The organism is Sporocytophaga myxococcoides DSM 11118 (assembly GCF_000426725.1).
GTDB lineage: Bacteria > Bacteroidota > Bacteroidia > Cytophagales > Cytophagaceae > Sporocytophaga > Sporocytophaga myxococcoides.
On record NZ_AUFX01000004.1, the window covers coordinates 524,733 to 546,080 of the forward strand.

Annotated in this window: 19 protein-coding genes; 12 read left to right on the forward strand and 7 right to left on the reverse strand. The window is 36.9% G+C overall.

Annotated features, from left to right (window positions below):
* Window positions 1–57: 57 nt before the first annotated feature.
* Window positions 58–1,407 carry a neutral/alkaline non-lysosomal ceramidase N-terminal domain-containing protein gene (locus tag K350_RS0105095; RefSeq protein ID WP_028978983.1) on the forward strand — a complete coding sequence of 450 codons (1,350 nt, stop codon included), beginning with the start codon at window positions 58–60 and terminating at the stop codon, window positions 1,405–1,407.
* 86 nt (window positions 1,408–1,493) lie between these two features.
* On the opposite strand, the gene K350_RS0105100 is transcribed toward K350_RS0105095, so the two are convergent.
* The gene (locus K350_RS0105100; protein ID WP_028978984.1) at window positions 1,494–2,384 is read right to left on the reverse strand and encodes a malectin domain-containing carbohydrate-binding protein; all 891 of its coding nucleotides are present in this window, start codon (window positions 2,382–2,384) and stop codon (window positions 1,494–1,496) included.
* Between the two features lie 574 nt (window positions 2,385–2,958).
* Window positions 2,959–4,191 (reverse strand): sugar MFS transporter, encoded by a 1,233-nt coding sequence (locus K350_RS0105110; RefSeq protein WP_028978985.1) that lies wholly within the window; start codon window positions 4,189–4,191, stop codon window positions 2,959–2,961.
* Window positions 4,192–4,308: 117 nt separating this feature from the next.
* Here K350_RS0105110 and K350_RS0105115 point away from each other — a divergent pair, with 117 nt between their 5' ends.
* Entirely contained in the window at window positions 4,309–4,608 is a 300-nt protein-coding gene (locus K350_RS0105115; protein WP_028978986.1) for a DUF4286 family protein, read from the forward strand.
* A 59-nt stretch (window positions 4,609–4,667) separates the two neighbouring features.
* Here K350_RS0105115 and serS read toward each other — a convergent pair whose 3' ends face one another.
* The gene (serS, locus tag K350_RS0105120) at window positions 4,668–5,936 is read right to left on the reverse strand and encodes a serine--tRNA ligase (protein ID WP_028978987.1); all 1,269 of its coding nucleotides are present in this window, start codon (window positions 5,934–5,936) and stop codon (window positions 4,668–4,670) included.
* A gap of 297 nt (window positions 5,937–6,233) precedes the next feature.
* On the opposite strand from serS, the gene rho reads away from it, so the two are divergent.
* Complete coding sequence (gene rho / locus K350_RS0105125) at window positions 6,234–7,811, forward strand: transcription termination factor Rho (RefSeq protein WP_028978988.1); 1,578 nt, start codon at window positions 6,234–6,236, stop codon at window positions 7,809–7,811.
* A 160-nt stretch (window positions 7,812–7,971) separates the two neighbouring features.
* Window positions 7,972–9,033, forward strand: a complete 1,062-nt coding sequence (gene corA, locus K350_RS0105130; RefSeq protein WP_028978989.1) for a magnesium/cobalt transporter CorA — start codon at window positions 7,972–7,974, stop codon at window positions 9,031–9,033.
* 8 nt (window positions 9,034–9,041) lie between these two features.
* Here corA and K350_RS0105135 read toward each other — a convergent pair whose 3' ends face one another.
* The 3 genes from K350_RS0105135 to K350_RS0105145 all read right to left on the reverse strand — a co-directional run bounded on the left by K350_RS0105135 (window position 9,042) and on the right by K350_RS0105145 (window position 11,565).
* Complete coding sequence (locus tag K350_RS0105135) at window positions 9,042–9,470, reverse strand: FKBP-type peptidyl-prolyl cis-trans isomerase (protein WP_037573987.1); 429 nt, start codon at window positions 9,468–9,470, stop codon at window positions 9,042–9,044.
* A gap of 101 nt (window positions 9,471–9,571) precedes the next feature.
* Entirely contained in the window at window positions 9,572–10,537 is a 966-nt protein-coding gene (locus K350_RS0105140) for an FKBP-type peptidyl-prolyl cis-trans isomerase (protein ID WP_028978991.1), read from the reverse strand.
* Window positions 10,531–11,565 (reverse strand): DHH family phosphoesterase, encoded by a 1,035-nt coding sequence (locus K350_RS0105145; protein WP_028978992.1) that lies wholly within the window; start codon window positions 11,563–11,565, stop codon window positions 10,531–10,533. The genes K350_RS0105140 and K350_RS0105145 overlap by 7 nt, the downstream gene beginning before the upstream one ends.
* Window positions 11,566–11,742: 177 nt before the next feature.
* On the opposite strand from K350_RS0105145, the gene K350_RS0105150 reads away from it, so the two are divergent.
* Entirely contained in the window at window positions 11,743–12,162 is a 420-nt protein-coding gene (locus K350_RS0105150; RefSeq protein ID WP_028978993.1) for a nucleoside-diphosphate kinase, read from the forward strand.
* A gap of 83 nt (window positions 12,163–12,245) precedes the next feature.
* Here K350_RS0105150 and K350_RS0105155 read toward each other — a convergent pair whose 3' ends face one another.
* Window positions 12,246–13,007, reverse strand: a complete 762-nt coding sequence (locus K350_RS0105155) for a segregation and condensation protein A (RefSeq protein WP_028978994.1) — start codon at window positions 13,005–13,007, stop codon at window positions 12,246–12,248.
* A gap of 279 nt (window positions 13,008–13,286) precedes the next feature.
* On the opposite strand from K350_RS0105155, the gene dxs reads away from it, so the two are divergent.
* The 7 genes from dxs to K350_RS0105190 all read left to right on the forward strand — a co-directional run bounded on the left by dxs (window position 13,287) and on the right by K350_RS0105190 (window position 21,341).
* On the forward strand, window positions 13,287–15,203 hold the full coding sequence (gene dxs, locus K350_RS0105160) for a 1-deoxy-D-xylulose-5-phosphate synthase (protein ID WP_028978995.1): 1,917 nt from the start codon (window positions 13,287–13,289) through the stop codon (window positions 15,201–15,203).
* 17 nt (window positions 15,204–15,220) lie between these two features.
* Window positions 15,221–16,000: an alpha/beta fold hydrolase gene (locus K350_RS0105165; RefSeq protein ID WP_037573990.1), complete on the forward strand. Its 780-nt coding sequence runs from the start codon at window positions 15,221–15,223 to the stop codon at window positions 15,998–16,000.
* Between the two features lie 213 nt (window positions 16,001–16,213).
* Window positions 16,214–17,353 carry a hypothetical protein gene (locus K350_RS0105170; RefSeq protein ID WP_028978997.1) on the forward strand — a complete coding sequence of 380 codons (1,140 nt, stop codon included), beginning with the start codon at window positions 16,214–16,216 and terminating at the stop codon, window positions 17,351–17,353.
* Between the two features lie 99 nt (window positions 17,354–17,452).
* Window positions 17,453–17,941: an RNA polymerase sigma factor gene (locus K350_RS0105175; protein ID WP_028978998.1), complete on the forward strand. Its 489-nt coding sequence runs from the start codon at window positions 17,453–17,455 to the stop codon at window positions 17,939–17,941.
* Window positions 17,938–18,732, forward strand: coding sequence for a hypothetical protein (locus tag K350_RS0105180; protein ID WP_028978999.1), 795 nt, complete (start codon window positions 17,938–17,940; stop codon window positions 18,730–18,732). Before K350_RS0105175 ends, K350_RS0105180 begins: the two co-directional genes overlap by 4 nt.
* Window positions 18,733–18,736: 4 nt before the next feature.
* Window positions 18,737–19,705 (forward strand): PorP/SprF family type IX secretion system membrane protein, encoded by a 969-nt coding sequence (locus K350_RS0105185; RefSeq protein ID WP_156026936.1) that lies wholly within the window; start codon window positions 18,737–18,739, stop codon window positions 19,703–19,705.
* 244 nt (window positions 19,706–19,949) lie between these two features.
* A complete protein-coding gene (locus K350_RS0105190; RefSeq protein ID WP_028979001.1) occupies window positions 19,950–21,341 on the forward strand; it encodes a delta-60 repeat domain-containing protein in 1,392 nt (463 codons plus the stop codon).
* Window positions 21,342–21,348: the final 7 nt, after the last annotated feature.

The following is a 21,348-nucleotide window of genomic DNA, read 5'->3' on the forward strand; positions in this document are numbered from 1 at the left end:
TTATAAAAATTTTTATATTTCAGCATAATTATTTTGAAAGCCTTAAATAATTTCTCCTTGAAAAAGTCTTCCTTTTTAAAAAAAACATCTAAAATATTTCTGATCATTATCATCTGCCTCTTCTTTCTGGCTATTGCCCTGATAGACACAGTTGATAAAACGCCCTTAAAAGAAACAGCTTACTACCATCAAATGATGGAACAAGTCGATACACTTCATTACGAAGAAAATTCCTTGTCTATCACCGGAGGATGGGCCAAAACCAATATTACTCCTTTGCAGCCATTACAAATTGCCAGTTACGGCCTGAGAAGAGATTTTGATGGTGTACACGATTCTTTATTTGTAAGAAGCTTTGTCTTTAAATCGAAAGAAAAGAAATGTGCACTTATCACTATGGATCTGTTGATAGTTCCTCCATCTGTTGCTGCAAAGGCCTTGGCCCTACTTCAAAAGGAGGGCTTTGGGCGAGATGAAGTTTATTTTTCTGCCACCCATTCCCACAATGGAGCAGGTGGTTGGGCAAAAGGCCCAGGAGGCCGCTTTCTTGCAGGTTCCTTTGAAGAAGATTATGTTCAATTCATTGCAGATAAAATCGTTATCGCCGTTAAAAATGCTCAAAAAACTGCTGCTCCAATTGAAGTAGGCTTCGGCAAAATTGATGCCTCAAAACAAGTAGCAAACAGATTGATAGATGGTGGAAAAATCGATCCATATTTGAGGATCTTAAAACTTAAAAAGGACAATGGAGAAAATGCAATGATTTTGTCTTATTCAGCACATCCTACTTGCCTGGCAAAGAAAATTAATTATATCAGTTGTGACTATCCGGGTTTTCTGGTAGATTCCTTAGAGAGACGAAACGAAACAGATTTCGCAGCTTTCTTTGCGGGAGCTGTCGGAAGCATGAAGCCAGGAGAAACAGGAACAGCAGATTTTGAAAAGGCAACAACTATAGCCGATAGCCTTGAAGAAAAAGTATCGGCAATCAGTGACAGCATTCATTTAGAAAAACCTAAAGAACTTCTTTCTGACTTTATACCCTTGTATGCCAGAAGTGCTCACTTAAGGTTAAGCGAAGATTTTCGCATTCGTCCATGGGTATTTAATTGGTTGCTGGGTGAGCAATCACCAGGAATTTCAGTATTTAAAATTGCCAATAATGTAATGATAGGTACTCCATGTGACTTTTCGGGAGAACTAATGACTCCACTGGATAGCCTTGCTAAAACCAAAAATTTGAATCTTCAAATAACCAGCTTCAACGGAGCTTATCTGGGTTACATTACTCCTGATCAATATTACAACCTGGTGAAAAACGAAACACGTGAAATGAATTGGTTTGGACCATTCAATGGAGCTTATTTCAGCGAATTGATTGCAAAAATATTAAGGAAACTTGAATAGATTTTTATTAAAATCTATAGTCCATTAAAAAGCATAAAGGTTAAAGCAAAAGCTTTAACCTTTATGAATATAATTCCATTAAATCTTTATTGCTTAATCAGGCGAAGAGTTTCGCTTGCTTTATCATTGGTTACTTTCAACATATATACTCCTGATGGTTGAGAAGAAAGATCTACCCTTAAATCATTTCCTGAGAATTCCGCTTTAGGGTTGTCAATTTGCTTTCCATAGCTGTCAAATAATTGTAAATCTCTTACAGCAGAATTATCCAATTTTAATGTCACTACATCTTTACAAGGATTTGGAAATGCTGCAATAGTATTCTGAGTTCTCTTGCCAAAAACACTTTGAACTGTAGGTGTTACTTCAATTATTTCAATACCGTTAATCTTGGGCTGACCAACGTTCTTTGCAAATACTATATTAAGGGTATCATCATCACCAACTTCTGCAACAAAAGTTTTGGCAACTCCTGTAAATTTTCCGACTTCACTGAAAATGTCAAAGTTTGAAAGCACCTTTTCACCTTCTACCCAGATATCAAAAACTCTCACGCCTGGTTCATTAAAGTAAAGTTCAGCAAAATATAATCTCACTTCGACAAGCGAGGTAGCTTTCACAGGAAATTTCCATTCTAACTCAGTACCTCCTTTGAATTCAGAAAGACTTCTTTCACTCTTAAAAACTTTTACAGGTACAGATACGGGCACAGAAGCATCAAATAAAATAGTATCATATACTGTATATGTTCTGTTTCCGGCAATAGCCGTATCAACATATAAAGAGGGAGCATCCGGGTGATCATTTCCCCAGGCAACCTTTGATGTATCTATGCTCGATACAGTAGTACCTCCGGGATTAACTCTATAGAGTGTTGTACTATATACAGTTCCTGAAGGCTGAGCGGATGCATTTATTGCAAAAAGGAAAAAGAGAGCAAGCCCTCCTATGAATTGAAGTGTAAATATTTTTTTCATAATTATTAATTTGGCTAAATCATTTTCTCTTCACACAACCTGTATGGGTCCATCAGTGTTTAGCCTTTGTTTCAAATGAATTCAATTAGCCAATTTTATTTATTGAGATTGCTCTGATTTATATACATTTCTCCCTCATTCTAAAAACCGGAAGCTTAAAAAATTAATCTCTTTTTAATCCTGTCAGATAAGAATACCGAGTGATTATATAAAAACACCATATTATATAAAGTGATTTTAATGGCACAAAACTAGAGCTTATAAGATGCGCCTTTTAGTATTGTCAAAAAAAATATATAGCTGTCCCCAACACTTTCTTAACAATATTGAACTTGTCTGGTTATCATTTTTAGGAACTTAACTAAAAAAAGAAAATTATGACAACTAAAGAAAAAGGTGCTCCAAAACCTCAGCCAACTAAACCTGAGGCACCAAAAAAACCAGAACCAAAAAAGAAATAAGGAAAATTTCTTTTTACAAAGCATGAGCCAATAGATTCGTGCTTTTATTTTTAAACAAGAAGAGGAAGGTATAAACCTTCCTCTTCTTTTGTTATAGTTCTATTTACCTGGTTTTAATAGAAGTTGGTCCTCTTAGGGTATCTAGACCCTTTAAGACCAAAGTAAGCAATGAAAATATAACACAGGACAGGAAGAATAAATCCTGCTTTACCCTCAATCAATGCATGAGAAACAAATGGTACAACTGCTCCTCCGACAACTGCCATAATAAGCATTGCTGAACCTTCCTCCGAAAATTTTCCAAGACCGTCAATACCCATGGTAAAGATGCAAGGGAAAAGAACAGAGTTAAATAAACCTACAGCTACTATTGCGTAAATGGAAATTTGAGAATCTATTAACATAAAGCCCATTACCAGTAATGATGCGATAATAGAAAATATTCCGATACTCTTTCTTGGACTAATTTTAACAAGTAAGGCAGACCCGACAAACCTTCCAACCATTGCACCGCCCCAGTATAAAACAGCTAATTCACTTGCGGCAGAAGCAAGATAAGTTCCTATAGTAACTTCTGCACCGACATATGCAAAAATAGCAAGGGCACCAAGACCCGCGTGAGAAAACTGCCACACCTGAGTTCTCGGAGGGTTTGTTTCCAAAACAAGAGGCTCAATTTCTTTAGTATTAATTCTCGGCAGTCTTGAGAAAAACAGGAAAACACCAAGCAACAATAACACCACGCCAAGCAGCACAAATGGAAGCTGCACAAAATGAACTACAGAATTTCTGATTTCCTCAGGCGACATATCAAAATAACTTCTTTCATTAAGACCGGAAAGTTCCATCAGAAATCCTGACGCAAACAAAGTAGCAACAAATGCTCCCAGAGAATTAAAGGCTTGTACCAAGGTTAATTTACTTGCTCCCTTTCCTCTGGAACCAAGTAAAGCTACATATGGATTAGCCGCAACTTGAAGAATTGTGATACCTGTTGCCTGAATAAACAGCGCTGTCATAAAGAAGGAGTAAGATCGCATTCCAGTTGCAGGATAAGCCAGAAAGCAACCTGCAGCAGCAAGACTCAAACCCGTCATCATTCCTTTCCTGTAACCAATTTTGTCAATTAATTTTCCGGAGGGAACTGCCATTATGAAATATGTGGCAAAAAACAGAAAATTCATGGATATTGCTTCAACATAGCTCAACTGAAATACTGTTCGTAAATCGTTAGCAAGCATTATATTTGTTACCGTTATGAGTCCCCACATAAAAAACAATGTGGAAAGCACCGCGAACACAATCGTATAATTTGGCGATTCTTTTTCTGGGTTTAAAAAAGACATATTTAGAGTGATTTACAAGTTTATATTTTTCCTGGTTTCTATATAAATAAAAATTACGAATAAAACTTAAACTTGTTACCTAAATATGCTTTTATCAATAAAATTTATTATTAAAAAATGATAATCTACAATCTAACGCTTGTATCACTTCCAGAAATTCAAATGGAAGTCTTGACAGAAATAAAATCGAATTACATTCCTGGTTTGCAGAAAAGTAATTATGGAGCAAGCTATAAGGTCATGAAAATCCTATCAGGCGAGGGAAACGAAAGCACCTTTGCATTGCAGGTTTCCTTTGAAAATCAAGACAATTATATTTCATTTGCGGACAATTACGAATACATTCTTCTTGAAGAAATACAAAAAAAATTCCCCAATCAGGTTATGCCTTTTGCAACCCTTCTTGAGGAATTATAATATCGTTTAATTAAGTCTTTTGTAAGATTTATGGAATTTAACCTTTTTTATACAAAAGGTTAAATTCTGTCAAAACCTGTATAAGGAATCAGAACTTCCGGAATTTTGATACCATCTTTGTCCTGGTTATTCTCAAGTAATGCGGCAACAATCCTTGGAAGAGCTAGTGCACTACCATTTAAAGTGTGCAGAAGTCTAGTTTTTCCTTCGGATTTAAAGCGCAATTTAAGTCTGTTGGCCTGGAATGTTTCAAAGTTACTTACAGAACTCACTTCAAGCCATCTTTTCTGAGCCGCGGAATATACTTCAAAATCATAAGTCAGAGCAGAGTTAAAACTCATATCTCCACCACAAAGACGTAAAATACGGAACTGAAGACCAAGTTTGTATAACAATTCTCTCACATGATCAACCATCTTGTCCAGGGCTTCATAAGAAGAATCAGGATGAACGATCTGAACAATCTCCACCTTATCAAACTGATGCAACCTGTTTAAGCCCCTGACATCAGCCCCCCACGATCCCGCCTCTCTTCTGAAACAAGGAGTGTAACCAACATTCTTCACAGGAAGATCTTCCTCTTTAACAATAACATCTCTGTAAATATTAGTGATCGGAACCTCAGCAGTAGGAATGAGGTAAAAATTATCGGCAGATGCAAAATACATTTGCCCCTCTTTGTCAGGAAGCTGACCCGTAGCAAATCCTGAATCTGCATTTACTAAAATAGGAGGTTGCACCTCTCCATAACCGGCTTTCAGGGCTTCATCCAGAAAGAAGTTAATCAAAGCTCTCTGAAGTCTGGCACCTTTACCTTTATATACAGGAAAACCTGCACCCGTAAGTTTTACACCAAGATCAAAATCAATTATGTCAAATTTTTTAATAAGCTCCCAGTGAGGAAGTGCACCGTCATAAAGTGCCGGCGTGCTGCCATGTTCAAAAACATTGAGGTTTTCTTCGGGAGTACGTCCTTCTGGAACTGATGAATGTGGAAGATTGGGCAGCTTAACTAATGTATCATTTAATTCGCCTTCAAGACTTGCAAGTTTGTCCTCCTGTTCTTTACTCTTAGTCCTAAGATCAGCAGCTACAGCTTTAGCCTCCTCAGCAGCATCTTTTTGACCAGTTTTCATCAACTGCCCAATTTCTTTGGCCTTTGTGTTGCTTTGAGCAAGTATATCGTCAAGAAGTCTTTGTGTATCTCTTCTTTGTTGGTCAATCTCGATTACCTTATCAACGAACGTTTCAGCATCTTTAAAGTATTTTTTCTTCAGTCCGGCAATTACTTCCGTTTTATTCTCACGTATAAAAGCAATCTGTAACATATATTTTATTTGAAAAGAGCACAAATAAACCTAAAAAGACCACACGAGTCCAAACTTTTTAATTATTTTCCGCGTTAAAAATTTTAAATAAATAAAAATTACTTGACAATTATCTCCTGATAATTTAATATTGCAGAACCAAAACAGCATCTGAGCTTTTTCTTAAACAAGTTCATTTCTTTTTAGTTTAACTTAACATCTTAATAAATAACCAGTTTTCATCCTTAAATGGGATTCCCTTTTAAAACATAATCAGAATTGGTTAGTTGATCGTGTTTAATCTATCACAGCATTTCTATGTACAATATTGAAGAATTAGAGGACAGATTATTATCTGAATTGAAGGACATTGCCGAAAAGTTAGGTATTCAGAATTTTAAAAAGCTTCAGAAAAAAGAACTCATATATAAAATCCTCGACCAACAGGCGGTAATGCCAGAGCCGCAACTCACCGAAAACAAACAAATGATGACAATTGACAATACGGAAGACGGCTCAAGAGATGAAAAGGAGCCTAGAAAAAGGATCAGAAAGAGAGAAAATGTAAAGGAAACTGAGCCAGCTAATGAAGAGTTCCCTTCCTTTTCCAGTTCAAATGAATTTGTTTTCGAACCTTTCCAAAGAGAATCCGAGCCACTATTTGAAACAGCAGCCCCAGCAGTTTCCACTTTTGAAGAAATAAGAGAAGAAAAGCCTGTAGAAAGAATAAAATCAACAAGACCAACACCTCAAAACAGCGGTGGCGTTAGCATGCGAGAGTTTGATGGCATTATTCTTAACTCAGGTGTACTAGAAATAATGCAGGACGGATATGGTTTCTTAAGATCAGCAGACTATAACTATCTTGCGAGCCCTGACGATATATATGTATCTCCTTCACAGATAAAACTATTCGGATTAAAAACAGGTGACACTGTTAAAGGTCAGATCAGACCTCCGAAAGAAGGTGAAAAATATTTTGCCCTACTAAGAGTTGAAAGTGTAAACGGAAAGACCACGGAAGAAATCAGAGATCGTATTCCATTTGAATTCCTTACGCCTCTTTTCCCACAGGAAAGACTTAACCTTAGCACAACACACAATCAATTATCTACCAGAATTCTTGATCTTTTCGCACCAATCGGAAAAGGCCAAAGAGGTATGATTGTAGCTCAGCCTAAAACAGGTAAAACAGTTCTCCTAAAAGAAATTGCAAACGCTATTGCCACAAACCATCCAGAGGTATATCTGATGATCCTATTGATCGACGAGCGTCCTGAGGAGGTTACAGATATGGCAAGAAACGTGAAAGCTGAAGTAATCTCTTCTACTTTTGACGAACAGGCTGAAAGACACGTAAAGATTGCTTCTATTGTACTTGAGAAAGCTAAGAGAATGGTTGAATGCGGACACGATGTTGTTATCCTGCTTGACTCAATCACAAGGCTTGCAAGAGCATATAATACAGTTGTTCCGTCTTCAGGTAAAATACTTTCGGGTGGTGTGGATGCAAACGCTCTTCATAAACCTAAAAGATTCTTCGGTGCTGCAAGAAACGTAGAAAATGGTGGATCTCTTACTATCATTGCAACTGCTCTTATAGAGACTGGAAGTAAAATGGACGAGGTTATCTTTGAAGAATTCAAAGGTACCGGTAACATGGAACTTCAACTTGATAGAAAGCTTTCAAACAAAAGAATTTACCCTGCTATTGACGTTCCTGCTTCAGGAACAAGGCGTGAAGATCTTCTTATGGATAAAGACGAGCTTTCAAGAGTTTGGATTCTCAGAAAATACATGTCAGATATGACCTCTGTAGAAGCAATGGACTTCCTGATAGACAAAATGAAAAACACCAAGGACAACAACGAGTTCCTTGTTTCAATGAACGGATAGGTATTAAAATTACCAATTAATATAAAAGCGGCCAAGTGCCGCTTTTTTTCTATCTATCTAGCAACTTTTAATTGCGGATTTACAAACATTCACCCTTTTATTCTCTTGTAATTCCGGATAATACTATACGCTTGTTTATATTCACTTTTTAACTAATGCCATGAGAAGTGTAAGACCTCACAATACAAGAAAAGCAGGACTCTCACCCGGAACCCTTGCAGAAAGAGAAAATATCGGTACTGCATCATCAATAACCGTTATGAGCTATAATGAAGCATTCCTCGAAGAACGGTCTATTACAAACCTTGAAGAACTGGAACAATATAGAAATGCAGATAGGGTCTCCTGGATTAACATTGACGGAACTGAAGACAGCAAAAGCCTTAGCAAGATTGGTGAAATATTTAACCTGCATGCACTGTTGCTTGAAGACATTTCCATCGCAGGCCAGAGGCCAAAAGTAGACGACTTTGACGAACAGCTCTTTACTACATTAAATATGCTGAGCTATGATGATGAGAAAAATTGCATTTCAGTGGAACAAATCAGTATTGTTTTAGGTCGCAACTATGTATTATCTTTTCAGGAAGCCGGCGGGGATGTGTTCGATCCTAACAGATTTCGAATCAGGACTAACAAAGGGAAACTCAGAAAATCTCCGTCTGATTATCTTTTCTATACCCTCATAGATACAATTGTTGACAATTACTTTATCATACTTGAAAGAATCGGGGAAAAACTTGAAGACATAGAAGATGCACTTATTATAGAGCCTACAGAAGACATTCTCAATGAATTATACTCTATAAAACGCGAACTGATACTATTGAGAAAGTCCATCTGGCCCTTGCGCGAGGTACTAATGAAATTTGAAAGAGAAGAGTTTGAACAAATTTCCTCAACTACTCAAACCTATTTCAAGGATGTATATGACCATACTGTTCAGATCATAGATACTCTGGAATCTTTTAGAGATTTATCTGGAGGCATGCTTGATCTTTATATGTCAAGTATAAGCAATAAGATGAATGCAGTTATGAAGGTTCTTACTGTTATCTCTACCATATTTATACCATTGTCATTTTTGGCTGGAATATATGGGATGAATTTTGACTTTATACCTGAATTAAAGTGGAAATATGGCTATTTTGGATTTCTGGCTACATGCCTGACAATTTTAGTAGCAATGCTATTCTATTTCAAAAGAAAAAAATGGCTCTGAAAGAGCCATTACTTTACTTTTATCAAATGCATATCAAATATCAAAGTTGCATTAGGAGGTATTAAATAAGCTCCTGGGTGTTCATCATCTTTTACTCCTTTTTTACCATATCCAAGATTACCGGGAACTATCAAGACCCCTTCTTCGCCTTCTGACATCAAAAGAACACCTTCATCCCACCCAGGGATTACTTCTTTATTTCCAAGAACAAACTGAAAAGGCCCTCCGGAGTCATAGCTGCTGTCAAACTGTTTCCCATCAGTAAACTTTCCTCTGTAATGCACTTTTACTTTAGCCCCTTCATATGCTTTCTTTCCCGTACCTTTTTTCTTCACAACATACTTTAAGCCGGATTTTGTTGTAATGGTATCTCCTTCAGCAAAAGCTTTGCTAAGCGTAAGTAAAAAAAGAAAGCAAAAATATATTAAATGTTTCATAACCAAATTTTAGAAAGAAAAACGGAGATTAAAAAAATTGGTTTAAAGAAAAAGGGTTGCTCAACAAGAACAACCCTTTATCTATTACTTATTAAAGAATATTACTTTTTAACATCAAGCACTTCGATATCAAATACTAGAGGTGCATTTTTAGGGATCAGGAATTTATCTTTGTTTGCAGGATCAGGTACTCCAGTCTTTCCATAACCAAGAGGAGATGGAATAAAGATTGTAGCCTTATCACCTTTACCAAGCACCTGAAGAGCATCCTCCCAACCAGGGATAACTCTACCTAGCCCAACAACAACAGTAAACGGATCTTTACCTACTGATGAATCGAATGTAGTACCATCAAGCAACTTTCCAGTGTACTCAACAGTAACAGTATCGCCTGGAGCGATAAGTGGAGAATCTGCATCTTTAGTAATCAAATATGAAACACCATGCTTGGTTCTTTGAGCATTAATACCTTCTGATTTCAATTTTTTGTCAATGATAGCATGGTCTGTTGCTAGTTGGGCTTTTACAGAAGCAGAATCAAGCATTTTCGTGATATAATCTTCGACCATTGCCATTTGCTGCTTATTCATGTCCTGCTGCTGTTTCTTATACTTTTCTCTTTCAGCAGCTACCTCAGCTTTGGTATAAACTTTTACTACCTTCACATTGAATGTGGTGAAGCTACCTGGTTTAATTTCTTTTGGCATTTGAGTATTGAACCTCTTTTGGTAAAGAGAGTCACTGCTCACTAGAAAGATGGCGCTATCACCTTCGCTGAGCAGCACCAAACCTTCTTCAAGACTTCCTTTGAAAGGAGATTCAGAAACAAGAATATCTATAGGGTTTCCGTAATTTTGCTTTGCTGTGCTGAAAGTATCTTTTTCATTTTTATAGCTCATCTGTACAAGGGCTACGCTTCCAACCTCAATTTTCTTACCACCAGTTGAGTCCTTTACTATTTTGTATTTAAGACCATTCTCCGTTTTTTTGTATCCGTCGCATGAAGACAGGATACCGGAAGCGGCTAAAATACATAGGCCAACTGCCGCAACACTTTTCTTTAACATAATGATTTTTCTAGTTTATAGTTCTGATACAATTGTTCTTTATACGCGGGAAGCACTTCAATAAATTTCTTTATAGTATCTTCAAGGTTCAGATTTGATTTTCCTCCTGCTGCATTTAAATGGCCACCACCCTCAAAATGCCTTCTTGCAAATTCATTGACCGAAAAATCACCTTTAGACCTGAAAGATAGTTTTACAGAATCTGGCCTGTCTATGATAACTGCAGCAATGACAACACCATCAATAGACAGAGCATAGTTGACCAATCCCTCCGTATCACCCGTCTGAGAATCGAATCTTTTCAAATCTGCTTCAGAAATTGCAATATAGGCAGCGTACAGATCTCTATTTACCACAAGTTTCTCCATAAGTGCAAAACCTAAAAATCTAAGTTTAGCTTCAGAATTGTTGTCGTAAATCAATCTATGAATTCTCGACACATCGACAGCAAGATTCAGAAGTTCAGCAATAATCATATGCACTTCCTTATTGGTGCTTGGATGCCTGAATGATCCCGTGTCTGTCATGATTCCTGCATAGATGCATTCACCTATACAAGTATCAAGGTATTCTCTGTCACCCAAGCCGATAATAAGCTTATAAATAAGCACAGCCGTCGCGGCAGCTTTTATATCCCAGAAAACAAAGTCAGCAAAATACTCAGGTTCAAGATGGTGATCAATCAGAACTTTTGTGGCAGAGGCATTTTTTATGAGATCTCCCAGATCATTTATTCTGCTGAGAGCGGAAAAATCCAGACAAAAAATAACTTCTGCTTCCTTTACCAATTTTGTAGACAACTCCACATTCTCTTCATACACAATCACCTCATCATTACCATTCATCCAGTTAAGAAAAGTAGGATAATCGGTTGGGGTAATTACCTTTGGATCATGCCCTTTTTTCTTGAGATAAGCCCACATCGCAAGCGAAGATCCCAAGGCATCAGCATCAGGTTTTGCATGAGTTGTGATAACAATTTTTTTTGGAGTCCTTAGGATTTCCCTTAGAGATACAAGATCCTGCATTGATTTCTTGGACGAGTAGACCCGTAGAATTTAATTATGCTTAAACAAAATTCTCTAGCTTTTGATTATAAAAAATTAGAGAATCGGCGCAAAATGAGAATTTTTTAAAAAAAAACCAATATTTCAGGAATCTGTATAATTTTGCGCTCTGAAATTTGTAACCCTAACAACAAAAATATGGCTGGTAACAGAACTTTTTCAATGATTAAACCTGATGCAGTAGCAGCAGGTAATTCAGGCGCAATTCTAAAGATGATCGAAGAAGCGGGATTCAGAATTGTGGCATTAAAAAAATTTAAACTTTCTGAAGAGCGTGCAGGTCAATTTTATGAAGTGCACAAAGAAAGACCTTTCTACAATGATCTTAAGAAGTATATGTCAAGCGGATTTATCGTGCCAATGATTCTTGAGAAAGAAAATGCAGTAGCTGATTTCCGTAAATTGATCGGTGCTACAAACCCTGCAAATGCGGAAGATGGTACTATCCGTAAATTGTATGCTAAATCAATCGAAGCAAACGCAATCCACGGATCTGACTCTGATGAGAATGCAGCTATCGAAGGAAGCTTCTTCTTCTCAGGACTGGAGCAATTTTAATAAAGCGAAAAGCAAAAAGCTGAAAGCAGAAAATAAGTTGCTCTCTGTTTTCAGCTTTTCGCCTTACGCTTTCAGCTTTGTGCCTATAGCTCTGTTACTTCTTCCGTCTGTGCCTGCCTCTTCTCTACCCAGAAATTATTAAATCCTTCTCCTACATAAATCATAAGATAACCTTGTGTCAATAGTTCCAGAATTGCAAGGAAGTTGTAAACCATAGCTATTTTTGTCCTGTACTCTGAGATCACATCTTCAAAAGATAACCTTGCAACATCACTAAGCTTGGCTAAAATATATTCTTTCTGATTTTCAATAGTATAAGGATATTGCACCACTGTGTGAATAGGCTTATTCTTTTCTTCTTCGAATTTTCTAAGTACCCTTTCATAAACTTTGAGAAGCTTGTAAAGGTCAATGTCCTGAAGTTCTGATTCTACATCACTTACTTCTGAAAGTTGCTTTATCTCCTTTACAATGTTACCTCTCTTTTCGAGGTTCATTCGTTCCTCTTCAAGATTAGCGAGGTCATTAATAATACTCTTGTATTTTTTGTACTCCAAAAGATGAGCCACAAGTTCTTCCCTCGGATCGACCTCATTGCCTTGTTCGTCAATTTCTGGTCTTGGCAATAACATTTTGGCCTTCACTCTCATCAAGGTAGCCGCAACAAGGATAAATTCACTGGCAACCTCAATATTCATCTCTTCCAATCGATGGATGTACTCAAGGAAGTCATTGGTTATTTTTGAAATAGGAATATCATAAATATCCAGCTCATCTCTCTCGATGAAAAAGAGCAATAGGTCAAACGGACCGGTAAAGAGGGGTAATTTAATTTCGAAGCTCACTTAGTAAATTTAACAGTAGTCTTTCAAACGGCAAAATCAATCCTGATTTATAATCAAGACCATGATTACTATCGAAAAAATTTAAACCACTGATTTTTAACAAATGGCGTTACAAAATTAGTTTTCTCGATTATTAACACCCTTTTAAAAAAATCCTTTTATAAAAAAGTGAGTATAATATCTAAGTAACGCTGGCGTTATTTGCCGGAGGCACATTTTTTCTTTTTTTAATTTAAGAAAACATATATTCTTTTATCTTTGTTTTAGTTTGGACTTGCCATGTTAATAAAACCGGGAAAATTATTGGGTCAGATCAACTCTCCTGAAGATCTGAGAAAACTGGATGAAACGCAACTTTACCAGGTTTGTACTGAGCTTAGACAGTTCATTGTTGACAATGTTTCCGTTTATGGAGGGCATTTCGCTGCCGGGCTTGGCGTGGTCGAACTTACTGTTGCGCTTCATTATGTATTTAATACCCCTAAAGATCAGCTTGTCTGGGATGTGGGACACCAGGCCTATGGCCACAAAATTCTGACAGGCAGAAGGGACGTTTTTCATACAAACAGGCTTTACAAAGGAATTTCCGGTTTTCCGAAAAGAAGCGAAAGCCCTTATGATTCATTTGGTGTAGGACACTCTTCCACATCAATTTCTGCAGCACTCGGCATGGCTGTGGGATCTAAATACAAACAAGAGTCTGACAAACAGCATATAGCAGTAATCGGTGATGGCGCTTTAACGGCTGGGCTTGCTTTCGAAGCAATGAATCATGCCGGAGTTTCAAACAGCAATCTGTTAATCGTACTCAATGACAATTGCATGGCAATTGACCCAAATGTTGGGGCCCTTAAGGATTATCTTACAGACATTACCACATCACAGACTTATAATAAGCTCAGAGATGAGGCATGGCATATTTTGGGCAAAATAAGTAAATTCGGGCCTAACGCTCAGACTATTGCTTCCAAAATTGAGACTGCTTTAAAATCTTCTTTGTTAAAAAACAGCAATCTTTTTGAATCTCTAAAAATAAGATATTTTGGTCCGGTAGACGGTCATGACATTGACCACCTGGTAAATATCTTTAATGATCTTAAAAATATTCCAGGACCCAAAATCCTTCATTGCGTTACAACGAAAGGCAAAGGTTTCCCTCTTGCTGAAAAAGATCAGGTGAAGTGGCACGCTCCAGGAAAATTTGATAAGCTCACCGGAGAAATCAGTATCAAACATTATGATACACCTCAGGCGCCTAAATTTCAGGATGTTTTCGGCCATACGATAGTTGAGCTCGCAGAAAAGAATTCTAAAATTATGGGAATTACCCCAGCTATGCCATCAGGCTCTTCATTAAACATAATGATGGACAAAATGCCTGACAGGGCATTTGATGTTGGTATAGCAGAACAACATGCAGTGACTTTTTCTGCAGGGTTGGCCACGCAAGGACTTATTCCTTTTTGCAATATATATTCTTCTTTCATGCAGCGTGCTTACGATTCTGTCATTCACGATGTATGCCTTCAGAATTTACATGTGGTTTTCTGTCTTGACAGAGCCGGAATTGCAGGCGCCGATGGCCCTACGCATCACGGCGCATATGATATTGCATACATGAGATGCATCCCGAATATGGTTGTATCTTCTCCAATGAATGAAAGTGAACTGAGAAACCTCATGTACACAGCACAGCTGGATGGGAATGGGCCATTTACAATAAGATACCCAAGAGGTCAGGGAGTAATGCCTGAATGGCGACTTCCATTCGAAAAGATTGAGATTGGCAAAGGCCGTACAGTAAGGGAAGGAGAAGATATTGCAATACTAACATTCGGACCTATAGGCAATAATGCTGTAGACGCATGCAACATACTTGATCATGAAGAGCTGACGCCTGCTCACTACGACATGAGGTTTGCCAAGCCACTTGACGAAGAACTTCTACACAAAATCTTCAAGAAGTTTAAAAAGGTCATTACAGTTGAAGATGGTTGTCTGCAAGGTGGATTCGGAAGTGCTGTTCTTGAATTTATGGCAGACAACAACTACTCAGCCAAAATAGTGAGGTTGGGGATCCCGGATAAAATCATAGAACATGGAGAGCAGCCACAGCTATACAAGGAATGTGGTTACGGTACAGAAGCAATTGTAGATACGGTAAGATCTTTAACTAGCATTGTACATCAAGAATAGAGTACATAAAAAATTTAATGGCTATTTCATCTTTAAAATACAAATCAGCAGGCCGCGGGCCTGCTGTTGTTTTTATACATGGATTCTGTGAAGAAAAGTCTCTATGGAAAGACTTTTTAAACCATTTCCAAAGTGATTATCATGTTATCACTCCAGATTTACCAGGGTTTGGCGAAAGTCCCTTGAATACAATACCTGTGAGCATGGAATACTTTGCCGATGAAGTGAGAAATCTGCTAAAAGATCTTTCTGTAAAAGAATGTGTCATAATTGGACATTCTCTTGGAGGATATGTAGCCCTGGCTTTTGCTGAAAAGTATCCTGAAATGCTCAAAGGTTTTGGGTTGTTTCACTCCACTGCTTTTGAGGATAGCCTTGAGAAGAAGGAAAACAGAAACAGGACCATTCAATTTATTGAGAAAAATGGCGTTGACCCTTTTGCAGACAGCTTTGTAGAGCCCCTTTTTTTCATGAGGAACAGAAAAAATCTGAAAGAAGAAATTGAGATGATGATTGAAACGACTAAAAACACTTCGATCCAATCAATCATTGAAACAACCAAAGCAATGCGCGATCGGAAGGAAAGAATTGATGTGTTGAAAAAAACAGAAGTCCCGGTTCTATTCATTGTCGGCAAAGACGATGGACCAGTACCGTTAGAAAAAAGTTTAGAGCAATGTTACCTTCCCAAACACAGTGTGGTTCATTTTTTCTCTGAGTGCGGGCACATGGGCATGTTTGAGAAGAGAGAGGAGACATTGAAGGCTGTAGAAAAATATCTGGAGTTGTGCATTTAAAGAATTTTTCTTTATGAGCCCTTTCCTAAACGATAATGGGGTCATTTATTTTTTACAAACCTTCTATTTTAAAGGAATCCGGGTGTTATATCTCTCTTTACCCGGAAATGCGATGGCCAGAAATCTAATTTTGATTTTTAGATTTTATTAGCCAAGAACCACCTGATTAATAAAAAATTATAATGACCTTCGCTTAGTAAGTACATTGTGCATATGAAAATCAAAATTTATTTCCTGCTTGTTATTTTTTGTGTTAGCTGTCACAAAGACAAAGAGGAAATTTCATTTCCTGGATTTCAACGTTTTTTTGAGCTCCCCTTAAGCTGTCAGGGAGAAATAGCTGCCCTTCAACTGCCGGATGATTCTTATTTAATTGCCACAGACAATAAAGAGGGAAATGTATACCTATTAAAGATTTCTAAAGAAGGGAAACCACTAAGCGAAACATCTTTTGGAACACAACAGCCAGAGGAAGTTAAATCTATTTTCAAAAATGCCAATGGAAATTACATAGTTGCCGGCACCACTATAAACTCAACGAACAATTATATATTCATATGGGAATTTAATGACCAGCTTCAGTTAGTTAAAAATTATGGATATGGAGGAGTTTCTTATTTATCGAAGCTGATTTATATAACCGAAACAGCCAAAGCCGGGACATATCTTTTAGTTGGAGAAATGTCTGTTGAAAAAGGGAAAAAAGTAATTTCTGTAGAGACCGATTTAAAGAATAGCACAACTCCTAAAGAACTTATCATACAGGATTTCCGGGAAGGTATCCAATCTGTATTTCAAACACCAAATTCTGAATTACTATGGACAGGATATTTCACGGATGGCAATTTTACTAATATTTCACTCATAAAATCTGATTTACAATGCAACTTTGATTGGAACCTGAACTATACTTCATTTGACGACAGAAATCAGGTCGGGTATGGCACTATAGCAAATAAGTCCGGAGAATTATTTATTTGTGGCTCTAACCAATCAGATCAAACTGGAATCGACTTTTTTATTGCAAAAGCCACTGTTAATGGCAAAAAAATTAAAGAGTACACCTATGAACGGCCTACCAATCAATATCCTAAATCCATTATGCAAATGAATGGGGAAATTTTCATTGCAGGATCTACAGAAGAAAACGGGACCCGGGACATCCTGGTAGTTAAGGCCAATGCCGACCTCATCCCGACCGGGCAAAAAATAATCGGCAGCTCCAGCCATGATGAAGCAAAGTTAATATTGGCGACTGAAGATGGCTCTCTTCTGCTACTGGCTAAAGTCAGCATTGGGACTGAATGTAAACTTGCTGCTTACAAAATCAAACCAGAAGAAGTACATTTTTAATCATCTCAATTTTTTCTCATTAAAAAATGAAAAGTCTGTAACATTCAGAACCCTTTATTTGTCTCAGGTGCTGTTTATCCCAATTTTAGCTGCAATTAATTGAAAATAGAAAAATATAATGAAGCTGTAAAACTCTATTATAACAGACTGTTCTGGTATGTTGCAAAGAGTGCCGATGACAACGATCTAGCCAAAGACATTGTCCAGGATTGCTTTGCAAAACTGTGGATAGAGAGAAAAAATATAGATGAAAACAAAATAAAACCCTGGTTATTCTCTGTCGCACATAATTCGATGATTAATCATATAAACAGGCAAAAGAAGTCTGTCCCAATAGAACAGAGTGGATTACATGAACCACAGGTTCCATTTAATTCAGAATTTGAAACCAAAGAAATTATCGAAAAATGCCTGGAAGGACTTCCTTCAATTCAAAGATCTATTATAATTCTGAAAGACCTTGAAGGGTACGATTATAAAGAAATAGGCAAAATAACAGGGCTAAGTATGGAACAAGTAAAAGTATACCTATTCCGAGGAAGACAGAAATTAAAAAATTCCATTAAAGAAATAAAACTGTTGTTATGAATAGCACACAGATAACCCGAGATAATGTAGAAGAATGGCTTTTTGAATACTGCGAAGGGACTTTGACTAATGCGGAAAAATTGAAAGTCGAAACCTTTATAAGGCAAAATCCGGAATATCAGGAAGAGTTGGGTTTCTGGAAAGAATCTTATCTTCAGCAATTACCTGTGTCACCTTTGCCACAAGAAGCGCAGCAATTATTAAAAAATAAGTACTTTCATCCGAAGTCTTCAACGTTACTTAAATACATAGCTGTCCTTTCAGCTTTATCATTCATTCTAATTCTTTATTATAAATCACAAAAGGGTGAAAGCAAAACTCAACAAAAGGGTTCGGTTAAAACAGAGAAACAGATAAAACATTCTGAAAGCCCTGTATTTTCTGAAAAGACACAACTTGAAAAGATCATAATTGTGAAATCGGATAATCCAAAATCAGATATTTTAAACACAAAAATAGTTGAAAGACTTCAGGAGAATAGCTTAAAAGTATCCGACATTCAAATTACTCCCGATTCAGCCACTATTGAGCCCGGCGATTTATTGCCCGAATTGAACAATGAGATAACAGGAGAAAACACGAAGCTAGCACCAATGGCGAACCCACTCACAGCGGATCATGCAGAAAAGAAAGTACTTGAAAAAAACAACGTTACTAAAAACAAACTTTCTCCTGCTCAAAGACGAAAGGTTGCCAGGGAAATAAGAAAAGCACAGGACTTGAAAGAACAAGAGCAGCTTATGAATGGGAACAAACCCTATATAGTACCATCAGATCAGACAATGCAATAAACCAATGAAGTTATTCTTCATCTTAACTTTTGCATTTATATGCTGCTTTCAAAATTTGCAGGCACAAAGCCAGATTACAGCATTGCCGCTGGAATACAACCCAGCCAATGCAGGCTTCACTGGTGCTGGACGATTATCAATATATGCCGGAATAAAGCCTAAATCCAGGAATAGTAATGAATTCCGGATAGGGACAAAATCTTTGTATTCTACAGCTGTATCCTATGATCAGTTCATTGAAAAAATCTCCACGGGCATTGGTTTTCAGACAGCTTATATTCAGGAATCCATAACACCTGCTGAATATGAGTATGGATCCTATCTTAATATGGATTATGTTCCTGGACATTATAACTCATCCATGAATGGATACAATTTTCTTGCTGCCATCTCTCCGAAAATTTCCTTTCGTGGCAAATATACACTAGCTCCAGGTTTCAGTTTTGAATACTCTAAACAGACTGTAAATAGTGCGTTTAGTCAACTTTATCTATACCCTGAAGCAAATTACAGTATGGAGAAATACAAATACACTGTTGGCATTTTACTAAATACAAAAAATTACTACCTGGGCTACTCCTGCCAGGTTTATTATAAATTAAAAGGAAGGTTTAATGAAGTGCATTATCAGACACCCTACTCTTTATTTCAGGCAGGCTGTGTTCTAAAAAGAAGCAATAAATCCAAGTTCATCTTTACGCCTGCCTTACTTATGAGAGTTAGAAATTTCGATGTTAGAGGCTATAAAAAACTTTCCCTTCTAATCAATTTAAACTTTAAATACAAAAAAATTATATGGGGAGTAATGCCTGGAATCATGGCCGGTTATCAAGGTGATTCTTTTACTATTCAGCTTAACTATGCTCCTGCAAATTTTCAATATTTGTATGACCCTATGGAGCGTTTTAGCAAACAGTTTGAATTAAACATTAAATACAGATTATTCAAAAATCATGTCTTGACCTCACATTAATCATAAATCAGAATTACTTTCCGATCTTAAAGCATAAGGCAATACTATAAACTGAAATCATTAATTTTTTTTATAAATTTTTTGCATTCTCTGTAACATCTCACTGTATTCATTTGTCTCAGGAACTGCCAATCAAGATTATAAAAAATCAGACGGCAAAAATAATTTAAACATGTTCTGAACTTCAGCGGGCGCCATCTGAAATCGGGACCATTAGTAAGTTCAAAATTTAATCTGACAAAAAATGAAAAAAATATTAAAATCACTATATGTTGTTGCCATCCTAAGTGTTGGCTTAATTACAGAAACATTAGCCCAAAAGAACTGGCTTGATGAATCCTTTGGAAGAAAAGGAATTCTCAGATATGATGATTTAACCCTGACAAAAGACTTTGACGAAGCCGCAGCAGTCTATTTGGAAGACAAGCTTTTATTATTAGGGATTGACACTTCCAATAGGGCGAATGGTTTCACCCTGGTCAGACTGAAAAATGACGGAAGCCCTGACTATTCCTTTATACCAAGGAGAATCATCGAAACTGATTCAACAGATTATTTTTCTCAAATTCTAGTCACGCCAGACAAAAAAATTGTTCTTTTTGGAATGAAAAATAAGGCGTTACACGAATATGAACATACTATATTAAAGTTTAATCAAAATGGTTTAGCAGACCAGGGATTTGGCAACAAAGGTTTGGTTACTATTCCACGGGATAAGAATTACATTGAACAGCTCCAATCCGCCATTATACAGTCTGATGGAAAAATTGTCTTTGCCATAACCTCAATGGATTTGAGAACGACTTATGATGCAGAACTTAAACCAAATAAAATAACTTTCTTCAGACTGAATATTGACGGAAGTAATGATGGGAGCTTTGGCAATGGGGGTCCGGTTAGTTATGCAATCTCCTATATAAATCCAGAGTTGAGTATGAACCTTCAGCCGGATGGCAAAATACTGGTTGGAGGAGCCTATACAAAAAACTGGAGCACTAATTCTGCCGCTATCACTCAAATCCGTCTAAATGCAGATGGAAGCTTAGATAAGAGTTTCGCCAACAATGGGGCGATTGAAATTTCTTACCATGATTTGGGAATTGATACGACCTCATCAAAAGTTAGATTTGTTCAAAACCCGGTTTTTCTTGATGATAATCAAATGATATATACATTGACTGAATGTCCTAATATAGGTTCGTATTCAGATTGTGTTTCAAAAATATACAGACTTAAATCTGATGGCACTCCGGACTTCGATTTTCAAATAAATTATGATGAGGTAAGCACATTGCCATATGCAGATTATGGATATTCTAAAACTTCTGATAATAATCTTCTTTTGAAAGATGAATTTGGATTTCGTAAGATAAAGCTAGACCCATCTAAAATTTCGATAGTCGCTAATATACAGAATGAACAAAAGTTTTTATTCAGGCCATTTCCCAATCCGTCAAACGGAAACTTTGCTATAGAAAATGCAATGTCGGTTCAACAAGTGGTATTGACGAACAGTTTAGGTCAAATAGAAACCTTTGATGATGCTTCAAATATCCAGACTCAAATGAAAGGCTTACTCTTTGCAACTGTAAAAACTTCAAATGGCAGTTACAGTTTTAAAGTCGAAGTATTCTGATAATTGA

Excerpts from the sequence above, each read along its gene's own strand:
- K350_RS0105100 (WP_028978984.1), bottom strand. The coding sequence starts at position 2,384 with ATGAAAAAAATATTTACACTTCAATTCATAGGAGGGCTTGCTCTCTTT.
- K350_RS0105110 (WP_028978985.1), bottom strand. The coding sequence starts at position 4,191 with ATGTCTTTTTTAAACCCAGAAAAAGAATCGCCAAATTATACGATTGTG.
- K350_RS0105115 (WP_028978986.1), top strand. The coding sequence starts at position 4,309 with ATGATAATCTACAATCTAACGCTTGTATCACTTCCAGAAATTCAAATG.
- serS (WP_028978987.1), bottom strand. The coding sequence starts at position 5,936 with ATGTTACAGATTGCTTTTATACGTGAGAATAAAACGGAAGTAATTGCC.
- rho (WP_028978988.1), top strand. The coding sequence starts at position 6,234 with ATGTACAATATTGAAGAATTAGAGGACAGATTATTATCTGAATTGAAG.
- corA (WP_028978989.1), top strand. The coding sequence starts at position 7,972 with ATGAGAAGTGTAAGACCTCACAATACAAGAAAAGCAGGACTCTCACCC.
- K350_RS0105135 (WP_037573987.1), bottom strand. The coding sequence starts at position 9,470 with ATGAAACATTTAATATATTTTTGCTTTCTTTTTTTACTTACGCTTAGC.
- K350_RS0105140 (WP_028978991.1), bottom strand. The coding sequence starts at position 10,537 with ATGTTAAAGAAAAGTGTTGCGGCAGTTGGCCTATGTATTTTAGCCGCT.
- K350_RS0105145 (WP_028978992.1), bottom strand. The coding sequence starts at position 11,565 with ATGCAGGATCTTGTATCTCTAAGGGAAATCCTAAGGACTCCAAAAAAA.
- K350_RS0105150 (WP_028978993.1), top strand. The coding sequence starts at position 11,743 with ATGGCTGGTAACAGAACTTTTTCAATGATTAAACCTGATGCAGTAGCA.
- dxs (WP_028978995.1), top strand. The coding sequence starts at position 13,287 with ATGTTAATAAAACCGGGAAAATTATTGGGTCAGATCAACTCTCCTGAA.
- K350_RS0105165 (WP_037573990.1), top strand. The coding sequence starts at position 15,221 with ATGGCTATTTCATCTTTAAAATACAAATCAGCAGGCCGCGGGCCTGCT.
- K350_RS0105170 (WP_028978997.1), top strand. The coding sequence starts at position 16,214 with ATGAAAATCAAAATTTATTTCCTGCTTGTTATTTTTTGTGTTAGCTGT.
- K350_RS0105180 (WP_028978999.1), top strand. The coding sequence starts at position 17,938 with ATGAATAGCACACAGATAACCCGAGATAATGTAGAAGAATGGCTTTTT.
- K350_RS0105185 (WP_156026936.1), top strand. The coding sequence starts at position 18,737 with ATGAAGTTATTCTTCATCTTAACTTTTGCATTTATATGCTGCTTTCAA.
- K350_RS0105190 (WP_028979001.1), top strand. The coding sequence starts at position 19,950 with ATGAAAAAAATATTAAAATCACTATATGTTGTTGCCATCCTAAGTGTT.